Source organism: Thermodesulfobacterium sp. TA1 (genome assembly GCF_008630935.1).
In the GTDB taxonomy this organism is placed as follows: Bacteria; Desulfobacterota; Thermodesulfobacteria; order Thermodesulfobacteriales; family Thermodesulfobacteriaceae; genus Thermodesulfobacterium.
This window is the reverse complement of record NZ_CP043908.1, coordinates 1374039-1388630: the sequence shown is the minus strand read 5'-3', so window position 1 is coordinate 1388630 and position 14592 is coordinate 1374039. Positions and strand designations below refer to the sequence as shown.

Here is a 14592-nt window from a genome sequence, read left to right as displayed (position 1 = left end):
GATGGACAAAGAGAATAAGAATAGGAAAGAAAATTTTGGACAAAGAGTAGGGGGGAAGGAGGTGTGTGATAAGAGGTTTAAGTGGTATTTAGATTGGTTGGTATTGGGGTTGTTTATTGTTTTGATTTTAGGAGCGAGTGGTTCTATGACAGTTGGGCAGGAGATAGGAGTTTATTTGAATGGGTCAAATAGTTCCTATACGTTGGAGGAGGATCTTAACATAATCAATAACACAGGGGCTAATACTTTTGGGATATTTGTAGATAATGATACAAGTAATATATTTTCTGATTTAACCATTAATGCAACGCTTGAAGTTACACAGACAAACTCAACTGCAGGTAATAAAACCATAGGTATTTTTGCAAATGGTGCTATTGAAGAAGGATCTCAGGTAAGGCCGATTGGTAATTTAACTATAACTGAGAATGGTACCATTCAAGTATTAGCAGGTGGGGTTGGGGGATCTTATGTATATGCAGCTGGAGTGGATACAGGAAGCATAGGGGATTTAACAAATAGCGGGTCAATTACAGTAAGTGCGAGTGGGGGATCTTATGCAAGGGCATATGGAGTGGATGCAGATAACATAGTAGATTTAACAAATAGCGGGTCAATTACAGTAAGTGCGAGTGGGGGATCTTATGCAAGGGCATATGGAGTGGATGCAGATAACATAGTAGATTTAACAAATAGCGGGTCAATTACAGTAAGTGCGAGTGGGACAGATAATGCAAGTGCATATGGAGTGGTTGCAGATAACATAGTAGATTTAACAAATAGCGGGTCAATTACAGTAAGTGCGAGTGGGGGATCTTATGCAAGGGCATATGGAGTGGATGCAGATAACATAGTAGATTTAACAAATAGCGGGTCAATTACAGTAAGTGCGAGTGGGACAGATAATGCAAGTGCATATGGAGTGTATGCAGGAAGCATAGGGAATTTAACAAATAATGGTACCATTCAAGTTTTAGCAAATGGCACAGAAGTATTAGCAGGTGGGGTAGTTGTTGGTAATGTTACTAACCTTATAAACGAAGGTCGTATAGATGTTTTTGGTAATGTGACTGATTCTTCAGGGCAACTTATGCTTGCTGGAGTTTATGCTTTAAATGCAACTAATTTTGTTAATAGTGGAAATATAAACGTAAATGGAACTGGTGGCTATGTAAACTATGCGGATAATAACATACCTGTAGGGGTTGAGATAGAGAGTGTAGGTAATTTTACGAACACTGGGAATATATTGGTATCTATAGAATCGATTAATGCGACAGCAGTAGGGGTTAAGTCAGAGGATATAGGATATTTCAATAATACTGGAAACATATCAGTATTTACCAATTCAACTGGTGGGGAATGGTCAGCAGTAGTAGGGGTAATGGCAGGATTACCGGAAGAAATAGAAGGTGGGGAATCTGGGGAAATAGGTATATTCATTAACGATGGGAATTTAACGGTAAGTGGATATGCAGATGGAGGGGAGCTTAATGCAGTAGGGGTAGCAGTATTTAATGGGACGATAGGAGAGTTTAGGAATTTAGAAGGTGGGAAGATTGAGGTTTATGGGGAGAATAATGGAGGGAGTGCGAATGTAATAGGTGTTATGGCAGGTGGTGAGGAAGATTATATAGGTCAGATAGGCAATTTTACAAACGAAGGGAGCATAATAGTAACAGCGAAGGGAGTAGATGAGGTAACAGCGTTTGGAGTATCTACAACAGAGGATATAGGCAATTTCACTAATACTGGATTAATAACTGTGAGTGCAATTTCAACAAATGGAACTACAGAGGCAGCTGGAGTGGATACAGGAAGCATAGGGGATTTAACAAATAGCGGGTCAATTACAGTAAGTGCGAGTGGGGGATCTTATGCAAGGGCATATGGAGTGGATGCAGATAACATAGTAGATTTAACAAATAGCGGGTCAATTACAGTAAGTGCGAGTGGGGGATCTTATGCAAGGGCATATGGAGTGGATGCAGATAACATAGTAGATTTAACAAATAGCGGGTCAATTACAGTAAGTGCGAGTGGGACAGATAATGCAAGTGCATATGGAGTGGTTGCAGATAACATAGTAGATTTAACAAATAGCGGGTCAATTACAGTAAGTGCGAGTGGGGGATCTTATGCAAGGGCATATGGAGTGGATGCAGATAACATAGTAGATTTAACAAATAGCGGGTCAATTACAGTAAGTGCGAGTGGGACAGATAATGCAAGTGCATATGGAGTGTATGCAGGAAGCATAGGGAATTTAACAAATAATGGTACCATTCAAGTTTTAGCAAATGGCACAGAAGTATTAGCAGGTGGGGTAGTTGTTGGTAATGTTACTAACCTTATAAACGAAGGTCGTATAGATGTTTTTGGTAATGTGACTGATTCTTCAGGGCAACTTATGCTTGCTGGAGTTTATGCTTTAAATGCAACTAATTTTGTTAATAGTGGAAATATAAACGTAAATGGAACTGGTGGCTATGTAAACTATGCGGATAATAACATACCTGTAGGGGTTGAGATAGAGAGTGTAGGTAATTTTACGAACACTGGGAATATATTGGTATCTATAGAATCGATTAATGCGACAGCAGTAGGGGTTAAGTCAGAGGATATAGGATATTTCAATAATACTGGAAACATATCAGTATTTACCAATTCAACTGGTGGGGAATGGTCAGCAGTAGTAGGGGTAATGGCAGGATTACCGGAAGAAATAGAAGGTGGGGAATCTGGGGAAATAGGTATATTCATTAACGATGGGAATTTAACGGTAAGTGGATATGCAGATGGAGGGGAGCTTAATGCAGTAGGGGTAGCAGTATTTAATGGGACGATAGGAGAGTTTAGGAATTTAGAAGGTGGGAAGATTGAGGTTTATGGGGAGAATAATGGAGGGAGTGCGAATGTAATAGGTGTTATGGCAGGTGGTGAGGAAGATTATATAGGTCAGATAGGCAATTTTACAAACGAAGGGAGCATAATAGTAACAGCGAAGGGAGTAGATGAGGTAACAGCGTTTGGAGTATCTACAACAGAGGATATAGGCAATTTCACTAATACTGGATTAATAACTGTGAGTGCAATTTCAACAAATGGAACTACAGAGGCAGCTGGAGTGGATACAGGAAGCATAGGGGATTTAACAAATAGCGGGTCAATTACAGTAAGTGCGAGTGGGGGATCTTATGCAAGGGCATATGGAGTGGATGCAGATAACATAGTAGATTTAACAAATAGCGGGTCAATTACAGTAAGTGCGAGTGGGACAGATAATGCAAGTGCATATGGAGTGGTTGCAGATAACATAGTAGATTTAACAAATAGCGGGTCAATTACAGTAAGTGCGAGTGGGGGATCTTATGCAAGGGCATATGGAGTGGATGCAGATAACATAGTAGATTTAACAAATAGCGGGTCAATTACAGTAAGTGCGAGTGGGACAGATAATGCAAGTGCATATGGAGTGTATGCAGGAAGCATAGGGAATTTAACAAATAATGGTACCATTCAAGTTTTAGCAAATGGCACAGAAGTATTAGCAGGTGGGGTAGTTGTTGGTAATGTTACTAACCTTATAAACGAAGGTCGTATAGATGTTTTTGGTAATGTGACTGATTCTTCAGGGCAACTTATGCTTGCTGGAGTTTATGCTTTAAATGCAACTAATTTTGTTAATAGTGGAAATATAAACGTAAATGGAACTGGTGGCTATGTAAACTATGCGGATAATAACATACCTGTAGGGGTTGAGATAGAGAGTGTAGGTAATTTTACGAACACTGGGAATATATTGGTATCTATAGAATCGATTAATGCGACAGCAGTAGGGGTTAAGTCAGAGGATATAGGATATTTCAATAATACTGGAAACATATCAGTATTTACCAATTCAACTGGTGGGGAATGGTCAGCAGTAGTAGGGGTAATGGCAGGATTACCGGAAGAAATAGAAGGTGGGGAATCTGGGGAAATAGGTATATTCATTAACGATGGGAATTTAACGGTAAGTGGATATGCAGATGGAGGGGAGCTTAATGCAGTAGGGGTAGCAGTATTTAATGGGACGATAGGAGAGTTTAGGAATTTAGAAGGTGGGAAGATTGAGGTTTATGGGGAGAATAATGGAGGGAGTGCGAATGTAATAGGTGTTATGGCAGGTGGTGAGGAAGGTTATGTAGGTCAGATAGGCAATTTTACAAACGAAGGGAGCATAATAGTAACAGCGAAGGGAGTAGATGAGGTAACAGCGTTTGGAGTATCTACAACAGAGGATATAGGCAATTTCACTAATACTGGATTAATAACTGTGAGTGCAATTTCAACAAATGGAACTACAGAGGCAGCTGGAGTGGATACAGGAAGCATAGGGGATTTAACAAATAGCGGGTCAATTATAGGGAGTGCGAATGGGACAGATTATGCAGAGGCGTATGGAGTGGTTGCAGATAACATAGGGGATTTAACAAATAGCGGGTCAATTACAGGGAGTGCGAATGGGACAAATGCAGATGCATATGGAGTGTATACAGGAAGTATTGTAAATTTAACAAATAGCGGGTCAATTACAGGAAGTGCTAGTGGGACAAGTTTAGTAAGAACATATGGAGTGTATGCAGGAAGTATAGGAAATTTAACAAATAGCGGGTCAATTACAGGAAGTGCGAATTCAGAATATACTGCATATGCATATGGAGTGTATGCAGGTTATATAGGCAAATTTACTAGTAATGGATCAATAATCGTAAATGCAACTGCAACAGGTGGGAATGCAACTGTGTATGGAGTGTATGCATATGATATGGGAAATTTTACGAATGAAGGGACAATAGATGTGAGAGCCACAGCGACAAATGGGACTGCAAAAGCTTATGGATTATATGTTGACGAAGATACCATAAATAACTTTACCAATAATGGCACCATTAAGGTGATAGCAACTGGTAAGGACACAGAGGCAACTGGTGTATACGCAGTGGTTCTTACAGAAGATCTTTTAAATGAAAGTAGTGGAACGATTAAAGTTTCAACTATAGGAGAGCAGTCAGCAAAGGCAACAGGATTATATATTGAGAAAGCACAGACTGGTTCAACAATCCTTAATAAGGGGATCATTGATATATCTGCTAGCTCTTCAAGTGGGACAGTAAACAGCTTTGGAATCTATTTAAAAGATTCAGAGATAACTCTTATAAACAATGGAACCATTACAGTTTCTGCAAGTGGAAATGTAGATAAGGTAGCTGGAATTTATATTATTAATTCAACAGTTGAACTTTCAAACCCTGGTGAAATAGTTGTTTGGGGAGATGCTCTTTCTGGGAAAAAGCTTCGCACCCTTTATGTAGATTCTGGCTCTAATGTAACTCTTAAAGACAAGTTTGCCATCACTTTTGGAGCGCCTGGTACTGGACCTAATACAGCTCCCATTTACGTTGAAAGTGGTTCATCACTTGGTCTTAATAATGCAACCTTAGTTGTAAGACTTTGGAATAATAGTGCTCAATACATAGTTGTAGGCACTCCTTATAATTTAATAGAAAGTAATGGGACAGTAAATGGTAATTGGGGCGAGTTAGAGAAAGGCTATACAAATCCACTTATTGATGTAGCATGGTATGACCCAAATATAACTGATAAAGATGCACAGATTATTTTTAAATATTTAGCTTTGAACAAACCAGAAGAAGCATTAGGATCAGTTAACAGTATGATAGGTGGAGTTATAGTTAATTCAATTATGGTAGATAGTATCTTTACTTCTCTGCCTATTACTTCGCCTTTTATTCTTGTGAAAGGTTATCAGCCAGTGATGCTTGCGTCTGCTGGCATAAGTGATGTTGGAGCTGGATATAGTCTTGGTGGAGTTGAATATCGTGGTGGCATGTGGTTTAAACCTCTTTATACTCATGTTTCTGCCGATGACCTTGGTTTTGATACCAATACTTATGGATTTAACATCGGATTAGGAGGTTTTCTTACAAAGAACTTTTCTTTAGGTATCTATGCCAATTATTTGAGAGCTGAATATGACTATAGTAGAAGATCAGCAAAAGATGGTGACTCTGACATCTTTTCACTTGGTATTACAGGTATGTGGATAATGATGAAAGATTCCTATTTAAGATATAACATGTATGGATTTAGTAGTTCAAATGACTATAATGGACGTACAGGACTAAATTTGGAGCTTAAAGAGAAGGCAAGTTATACCATGAAAGGTGTCCATGGGGAAATACTTCTTGGGAAAGTTTATAGAGGGAAATTAAATGTAATTCCTGAGATAGGAATAAGATATACTTACTACAATCCCGAAAGTTTTTGGACAAAGGTTTATGACAGTGCTGGGAACAGGGTAACAAGTTGGGATAGATATTATGATCCTGATAGCAAACATATGTGGAAAGGAGTGATAGGGGTTATGCTTGCTTCCGAAGCAAAGGCAGGTGCAATGCCAGTTAAACTTTATGCTTATGGAAGATTGGAACAGGCATTTGGGAAAAATGATATAAGTGCGGTTAACTATATGAGAAGTGACCCAACAAGATGGAAATTATCAAGGGAGATAAATAGAACGACTTTTATTGTCCAGCTTGGAGGAGAATTTAGGCTTCAGAAGAACCTCGGTCTTGAGATTTCCGGAAGAGGAGACTTTAATGGAGATTACACGGGCTACTCTGGGTCAATGATGCTAAGATATAATTGGTAGTTGTTTTAGGGTAAAGATTGATAACAGAGCCCCCTCTTGGGGGCTTTTTTATTACCGTTAAATTTTTTTTAATTTTCTATCTCCTGGGTTCTCTATTTCTTTTTGTTAAAGAGGTTTATCTTTCTTAATACCTGTAGCCCTTCAACATGATATTACCAGACACGATTATTGAAATAGCACTTAACTCAATGAGCCTATAAGGCAGCTTCAAGAATTCCTTTGATCAGAGTCAAAATTCTGGGCAGAACATGATTTCCAGAGGTCATTAGGGTTTCCCGCTTTGGGCATCCTTCTCAGTCTCCGATATACCTCCCTTTTTCTTCGTGGTTCATGTGGTACTTCTTCTATCAGAAGCTTCCTTAGGCTTTCGTAGCTAAGAGTGGTATTAAGGAAGCCTCTTTAAAGGTGAGCTTTCCTGCTAAGGCATCCGAGAGGATTTTGTATCTATTGGTTTAATATTTCAAAATAGTAACTACAGAGAGCTTATGAAGCTGTTGAATAACCTTATACTGAACCCCATAGGGACTGGACACACCAAAGTTGTAGAGGTTAAACTCTCTTGTTAGGCAGGGATAAAATATTAAGACAGGAGGTGTGAGATGAAACAGAGGAAATGGACGGCAGAGAGAAATTAGCAATAGTCTTTATCTCAACAACTTTAGGGCATAAAAAAATGTCTTAACAAATGGGATGCAATAGGAAAATTAAAAAAAATAAAGAAAAATTAAATATAATATCATATAATTTCTTTAATTTCCCAAAAAAAGCTTAAAATTTTGGTTGACAAAATTCTAAGAGTTAAGTATATTATACTTTTAATTATATTATACTTTTAATTATATTATACTTTTAATTATATTATACTTTTAATTATATAGAATTAGGATTGGTTATAAAGTGATAGGATTTTTGAAATTTGACTTTTATTTCAAGATTTCATCATTTATATCAACTATTTCAACTATTAGGAACATTGTTTTAGCTTTTGTTTTAGCATTAAGTCTGGTTGTTTATGCGTATTCTCAGGAGGTGGTTAAGGAGGGCAAAATTTTATCTCTTTCTGTAAACATATCCAAGGAAAAACCTGCCTTGGGTGTTACGATTCAATCGTTTCAAGATAGGTCAAAAATAGCCTTTAAAGGTTCTTCAAGAGAAAGATTGATAGATAAAGCAAATAAAAAGGGAGACCTTCTTGATAAAAACAGTCTTTTAGCTAAAACTTCTGCGATCAATGTCTTAGACGGGATTTTTATCGATAAAAACACAGGAGAGATTACTTTGGTAGGACATTACGACCCAAAATACAAAACAGGACCTCTCCCCTACGTTCAAGTTTTGGACGAGGCTCTTAGGTATCCTTATCCATCTTTTTCTTTAGACCCAACTAAAAATACATACAGGGCATTAGAAGAAATCAAATCTATCTTTGATCAAGAAATGGATAGGGTAGGTCGAGACCTAAATTATGGAGCTAATTGGTTATCAGGTATATTGAAAGAAATTTTGTATTCTTCTCCACCTTTACCAGAAAAACAAATACTTTTAGCAAGGCTAAAAGTATTTTCGATTACCCCCGAAGAATTTGAGGCTTATCTTAATTGGGAGCCAAAATCTAAAAAATGGAAGTTCAACAATAGAGAACAACTTGAGCAGTATCTACATTTACAGGAGCTTTTTTATAAAATTTTTATGGCTTTAGGGCTTGAGGGAAAATATGGAAAAGCTATGGTTCAATTTTGGGGATTTCAAAAGTTTTCTGAAGTTTATGGTATGGAAAACGCAGGACATTGGTTTAGAGAGATTTATGAGACGCTGGGTCTTATTGATGAGTTTGAAAGGATAAGAAGTGACTTTAATTCCGGAAAAATAGACAACTGGGAGGCTTCTCGTAATTTATTGTTTTTACTTTATAAAAATTTGCTTAGAGGTATGGGGGTAAAAGAAGAGGTAATAGAAGCAGCTATTAAAAGGGCTCCTCTAAGAGGAAATTGTGACCAAGAATTAAGCGAGTTTGCCAACCAAAAATTTGAAGAAATCCAAAGAGAATGGATGATGAAGACCGTCTTCTATAACCTTGTTTTAAGCGATTCCTTTATAAAAAAAAGGTTTAAAATTCCTTCTATCGAAGTGAAACCAACGTATTTTAATCTATCCTCAGATACTTATATAGCTAAAGCCTTTTTTTATGCAGATTATACGCTTAAGTATGTAACCACTTTAAATCTTGAAACAGCATCCCTTAAAGATTTTTATCCCTTTGTTGTCTACCTTACTCAAAAGGTTAATGAAAAAGGTAAGGGTAAGGAGTTTCAAAAGATTAAAAATGGACTTGATCGTCATTGGATTTTTCCTAGAAAGGTAGAATTAAAAATCAGTCCTGATAAATCCGCTGTTTACTTTGCAAGGTCAGAGGTAAGAATAGGTAGTGAGCCTTTAAGTTCAGATATGCCCTCTTGGTATGTCGAAATTTTAAAGGAATATGCAGAGATGTTAACCAGTAGATATGAAGAGTTTTCTCAGATTTTCCCTTCATTACATACCATGAGAGAAATCCAAAAGGTCTTAGCCTTAGCCAGATGGCTAAAATCCAATAATTTAAAAGTAACTCTTCCCTCTTACCAAAGAGTTGATTTAGAAGAATTGGTTGGAGTAACCGGGACTACAGTTGCTACCTTTTGTTATTCAAAAGAAACCGACAGTTTTTCTTTCTTTGTCGAAAATCATGGTGGAGGGGTTGATTATCGAGACACAACTAATGCGTGGATAAAGGGAAATTATATAGAAACTAAGGATGCCATTCATCAGCTGGCAGCAAGTTCAGTTTTGGCAGAAAAAGCAGTGGCTTCAGCCCTTGCAGGAGACCTTGAATCAGCCAGAGACCTTGCCGAAAAAAGCGCACAAGCCATGATAGGACGAATCGACCTTTCATCTTTAGGTGTAAAGGTGCCTTTATATGTGAATCCACAACTAAACAGTCTACCTGTAGGGTCTCAAGGAGTTTTTAATAAAAAGCTATTAGAGGTGGTAGCAGCTAACTTAGATGAATATGCACGGTTAAAAAAGGAGATTAGCTCAGCTGAGAGTTTTAAACATACTGAACCAGAAAAGTATAATCAAATTTTAGCTAAAGCCAAGGAAGAAGAGGCTAAGATAAAGACTTCTTTACAAAAACTTAACGATTTATTAAATCATTACCGACAAAATCCTTTAGATTATCAAACAGTAGGACAAAAAATAGTGGAACTAAAACCTGATCGTCCATTAGTAATAGACCCCACAGTCTTTAAAAGAAAACCTCAAACTTCTACTTTAGAGGATAAACCTGAGGAGGTAGAAAAACGTGCCGAGAAACTAAAAGAAGAAAAACTCTTGCCTGACGAAACAAAGCTTGGAGAAGAACTGGCTGACCTTAAACATAAACTTTACTTGGCAAAAATCAACTTAGACAAACTTAATAAGGGAATGTTAGAAAATATTAAGGAGTTTGAAAGCTGGAGAGAAGAGACTGAAAAAGCTATCTTAAGAAGCGAAGAGAGGTTTAAAGAGATCATGTTAGACCTGTTACAGGACAATTTGTTTAAGCGGTTAGAAAAGCATTTTAAGAAATCTCCTAAACGAGAGAAGGAGATTAAAAGATTTAAAGATCTTTTAGCTACAAAAGATTTTGCTGATTGGGCTTCTGTTGAAGATCATACTTTTGAAGACCTTGCAGAGGGGATAGTAAAAGCTGTTAATGCTATACCTGGTATAGAGGATAAGATCAAAGATTTAGCTAAGGTTTTATCCCATTTTGTTAATACAGGGCTGGATTTAAAGGTGGTTTTTACTCACTGGACAAAGATGAAGGAGTTTGAAAAGAATTTAGATCTTTACTATAAAGCTGTATCCGCCCAAAAACAGTACATAGAAAAATGCATGAAACGTATAAAAGAGATAGAAGGGGAGTTACAAAAGCTTAATCAAAAATCTTAAAGGGGGGCATCATGAAAAGATTCTTAAAGAAGGGCATGTTTGGTATGGTTTTTGTTTTGTTTATATCGGGAATAGCTTATGGTGGAGATTCTGCTTATGACCAAGCCGCTGGAACCTCAGGAGACAGCTGGAGGGCAGAACAACATTCAACATCTTCTGGAAATTATAACGATCTTGATAGCTCTTGGGAGAGAGCAAGAAGAGAGGCAAGTCAAGGGTTTGATACTGGAAGGTCTAGCAATCTCTCTGGTGGTGTGCAATATATACCAATCCCTAAGCCAAAGATTGATAACAATCTATCAAAATAGCATTAAAAGAAACAGAACAAAAGCGTATTAGAAGAATCGTATACATAAGTAAAAAGATTAAAAGTAATTATGAAAATTTTTAAATACTTAATCGTATGGATTTTTTATAGCAGGTGGATACAAGAGGACTATAACAAGCTCTATGTGCACTTTAAGCTTGGGTACATGAGCCCAGAAGAATTTGAAGCAAAATATGAGGAAAGGATAAGAAAGGTAGCATGACCTCTAAAACTTTAAGGCATAAAAAATGTCTTGACAAATGGGGTGCAGTAGAAGAATTCAAAAATCCATAAAAAAACTTAGAATTGAATTATGTAAGATTACTGTAGGGAGGCCGAATTGTAGTAAAGTACCTACTGATGCTGTTACCACACCCAGAGGAACTGAATTTGTTGTGGAAAGAGAAGATGGGCACATTATAAAAATTTCGGTAATAGAAGGAGAAGTTGAATTTACCGATAATATTAAAAATAAATCCTATTTGATACAAGAAGGCTACGAAGCTATAATAAATTTAGGTGAGACTATAACTATAAGAAAAATAGAAAATCTTGAAAGGTGGTGGGAGAAATGATGGAAAAGGGTCAGCATAGAATATTGATAATCACAATAATTTGTGCTTTTTTTGCAGGATACTTCTTTCTTTTCCCATCTGTCTCATATTCTCGATCTAATGATGAAATATTCCAACGATATTTCGTTGACAAAGGATCAGAAATGAAGAAAGGCTCGGACAATATTGAATTAATGAAAAAATACATCCTTAATCAAAAGGATGTAAACGTTCGTGATGACAATGGTAAGACTTTGCTTCATTACGCAGCCCGAGAGGGAGACCTTAACATGGTCAAAATTCTTTTGGCAAAAGGAGCTGATATTAACGCCAAAGATAAAGATGGCAGAACACCTCTCCATGATGCTATTGCTTACAATTTTATGAATGAAGATTTTATTATTTTTCTTATAGAAAATGGTGCTGATTTTAATTTGAAAGATAACAGAGGAGAGATCCCGCTATATGGACTTGCTTTCGGAGAAAGAGACTATAAAAAAATCATAGAAATTTTTGAGGTTTGCCTTAAAAAGGGCTGGGATATAAAGAAATCGGTCGGAGCAAATTTTTTAAATGAATTTCTCAGGAGAAAACATAAAGAAGTTTCTTTGTTTCTTTTAAAACAAGGAATTGAGTTTAATGACGAATCTCTTAAAATTGCTATAATAAAAGGCTATGATGATATTTTTCATATTCTTGCAGAAAAAGGAGCCAATCTAAAACAAAAAAATATTATAAAATTTACCTGTATGGCTGATATAGAAAACGTAAACATTATAAAGATTCTCATAGAAAAAGGCAATATTCCAAATGAAGAAGATGTTGATGCTTGCACTTTTAAAGGTCATAAAAGTGCCGCTATATTTCTAAGTGATTTTATTCAAAGAACTCAAGGAAAAAAGATTGATATTAAAAAGAGATGTTACTTACCACCTCTACCAGGAACTTGTAAGGGTCTGTTTGAAGGAGCATATTTTTCTAATTTTGACAAAACCTGCCATACATTTGTTCATGGCGGCTGTGGGGGTCATGTTGTACCTTTTGATTCTATTGAAGCATGCAAAAAAATCTGCGAGGGAAATTGAAGTGAGCAAATCACAGATATATGAGAGGGGACATGAAAAAATGAGTTATAAGGCTATATGCAGACCCCCATAGAGGCTGGATAAATTAAAAAGGCCAACTAAATAAGGAGTCAACTATCAGAAAATAGGAATTAAACATGAGAGACCTCCAGAACAGGGAACTTAGAAAAAGCAGGATTAAAGAAAGTTTTTTTTCTACAAATTGCATAGATAACTCTTATAAGTTTGTTTACAACTGCTATCATAGCTTTCTTATAACTGCCAAAGTTTTTCTTCTTACGTATAAAATAGGATCTGAAGTAAAAATTCCATTTTACTACACCTACCGCCATCTGGAAAAGAACATTTCTGAGAAAGCTCGACCCTTGCTTAGATATGCTCATCTTAGCTTTATACTTACCAGATTGTTTTGTTACTGGGTCTGTGCCCGCAAACTTTATGAGCTTTTTGGCATTAGAAAATCTTTTTACGTCTCTGATTTCAGCCAAAAAGAGACTTGCAAGTTTAGAGGAAATACCTTTTATAGAGGAAATGAGCTTAATTTGTTCTTGCTGGTCTTCATCCATTTTCTCTACAAGCATCTCTTCAAGCTTTTTTATTCTTGGCTCAAGGAAAAAGAGTTTTTCGATGTAGATGATAAGAGTTTGAGAGAGATAAGGATTGTCAACCCCGATAGAGTTTTTAGCAAGGTTTATGACTTCATCGGGAGAAAAGGAAGGGGTTTTACCTTTAGGAACAGAGGATTTAATAATTTCGGAAATTTCATTTGGTTTAGCTTTTTTAAGGGTTTTAGCAGAGGGGAATTTAAGGAGTATGTTAAGGAAGGAGTGGGAGTAAATATTAAAGTGCTTTTCAGCTTCTGGGAAAAGAACAGTGAGGGCGTATTTGATTTGAGTTTTAGCTTCAGCAAGTTCATGTTTAAGTTTTTGGATAAGACGAGAAGCACTACGGAGTTCAGAGTTTTCAGGATAGGATTTAAGGAATTCAGGGTTATTAAGAGCGAAGAGTGCAAGGATTTTGGCATCTTTTGTGTCGTATTTAGAGGGGTTGTTAGCGGAGATAAATTCAAAGAATCTGTGGACGATTTTAGGGTTAAGGATGAAGGTTTGGATATCTTTTTCAACGAGGAAGCAGTAAAGGGGGATGTGGAACCTACCAGAGGATTCCATAACAACGATAGGGTCAGAGAGGGTTTTGAGAAGGTTAAAGAAATCAGAGAAGCCTTGAAGAGACATAGAGAGTTTGCCGGAGGAGAGGGTTTTAGCTTCATGGTTAAGGATGCAGAAGTGGAAGTTATCTTTAGAAATGTCAACACCGATGTAATGGGTCATGATGCTACCTCCTTTTTAAGATTTTTGTCCCTCACACCATCCTCCCGAGTAGCTGGGGCTTTGGTAGCCCAACCAACTTATCGGGTGTTGAGGGACAGAGGGACATACTCCTTAAGAGGCTCAAAGGCCTACCAAAAATGGAGTCCCTGTCCCTCTCTAACTTATAAGCTTTTGTTTTATTATACAAAACAAAATGTGTTAAACAAACCTTAACATAAAAATTGCAGGAGGTGAATTTATGAATAAACTAACATTAGTACTCAGTTTTACTCTTTTATTATTCATTACAACTTTCAAAGGGAAAGCTGACAATTCAATGTATGAAGTAAATAAATCTACAAAAAATTTTGAGGTTAATGAGCCCTCTGAGATAGAAAAAAGTTCTAAGTATGAGAAGTGGTTAAAAGCTGCTAGGGAAGCTGAAAAGGAACGCAAGGAAAACCCAAGACTTAAGAATTCTCCAAAATATCCAGTTCCGAACATTGATAAAAAAGGACAATATGGAAGAGGAAAATAAGTGAGGAATGATACCAACATTCATTTTAAGCACTTTAAATTTTAGATAGGAGGTCGAAGATGAAAAAAATTTTCGGTATAATGTTAATATAGAGACTAATAAAGATCA

9 protein-coding genes are annotated in these 14592 nt (G+C 36.7%); 8 read left to right on the top strand and 1 reads right to left on the bottom strand.

Annotated elements, in window-relative coordinates; translation table 11 throughout:
• Position 1: 1 nt before the first annotated feature.
• The 6 genes from F1847_RS07070 (at position 2) to F1847_RS07050 (ending at position 12636) form a co-directional block, all read left to right on the top strand.
• Positions 2-6718 carry a hypothetical protein gene (locus tag F1847_RS07070; RefSeq protein WP_150072368.1) on the top strand — a complete coding sequence of 2239 codons (6717 nt, stop codon included), beginning with the start codon at positions 2-4 and terminating at the stop codon, positions 6716-6718.
• Positions 6719-7747: 1029 nt separating this feature from the next.
• Positions 7748-10690 (top strand): hypothetical protein, encoded by a 2943-nt coding sequence (locus tag F1847_RS07065; protein ID WP_168194291.1) that lies wholly within the window; start codon positions 7748-7750, stop codon positions 10688-10690.
• An 11-nt stretch (positions 10691-10701) separates the two neighbouring features.
• On the top strand, positions 10702-10998 hold the full coding sequence (locus tag F1847_RS07060; protein WP_150072366.1) for a hypothetical protein: 297 nt from the start codon (positions 10702-10704) through the stop codon (positions 10996-10998).
• Between the two features lie 69 nt (positions 10999-11067).
• On the top strand, positions 11068-11220 hold the full coding sequence (locus F1847_RS09225; RefSeq protein WP_168194290.1) for a hypothetical protein: 153 nt from the start codon (positions 11068-11070) through the stop codon (positions 11218-11220).
• Positions 11221-11257: 37 nt separating this feature from the next.
• Positions 11258-11572, top strand: a complete 315-nt coding sequence (locus F1847_RS07055) for a FecR domain-containing protein (RefSeq protein ID WP_150072365.1) — start codon at positions 11258-11260, stop codon at positions 11570-11572.
• Positions 11572-12636 carry an ankyrin repeat domain-containing protein gene (locus tag F1847_RS07050; RefSeq protein WP_168194289.1) on the top strand — a complete coding sequence of 355 codons (1065 nt, stop codon included), beginning with the start codon at positions 11572-11574 and terminating at the stop codon, positions 12634-12636. Before F1847_RS07055 ends, F1847_RS07050 begins: the two co-directional genes overlap by 1 nt.
• A gap of 131 nt (positions 12637-12767) precedes the next feature.
• Here F1847_RS07050 and F1847_RS07045 read toward each other — a convergent pair whose 3' ends face one another.
• Positions 12768-13967, bottom strand: coding sequence for an IS110 family transposase (locus F1847_RS07045; RefSeq protein WP_150071129.1), 1200 nt, complete (start codon positions 13965-13967; stop codon positions 12768-12770).
• Between F1847_RS07045 and F1847_RS07040 the strand changes: the two genes are divergently transcribed.
• Both F1847_RS07040 and F1847_RS07035 read left to right on the top strand, forming a co-directional pair.
• Positions 13923-14180 (top strand): hypothetical protein, encoded by a 258-nt coding sequence (locus F1847_RS07040; RefSeq protein WP_150071130.1) that lies wholly within the window; start codon positions 13923-13925, stop codon positions 14178-14180. The two genes, F1847_RS07045 and F1847_RS07040, sit on opposite strands and share 45 nt — an antisense overlap.
• 25 nt (positions 14181-14205) lie before the next feature.
• Positions 14206-14484: a hypothetical protein gene (locus F1847_RS07035; protein WP_150072363.1), complete on the top strand. Its 279-nt coding sequence runs from the start codon at positions 14206-14208 to the stop codon at positions 14482-14484.
• Positions 14485-14592: the final 108 nt, after the last annotated feature.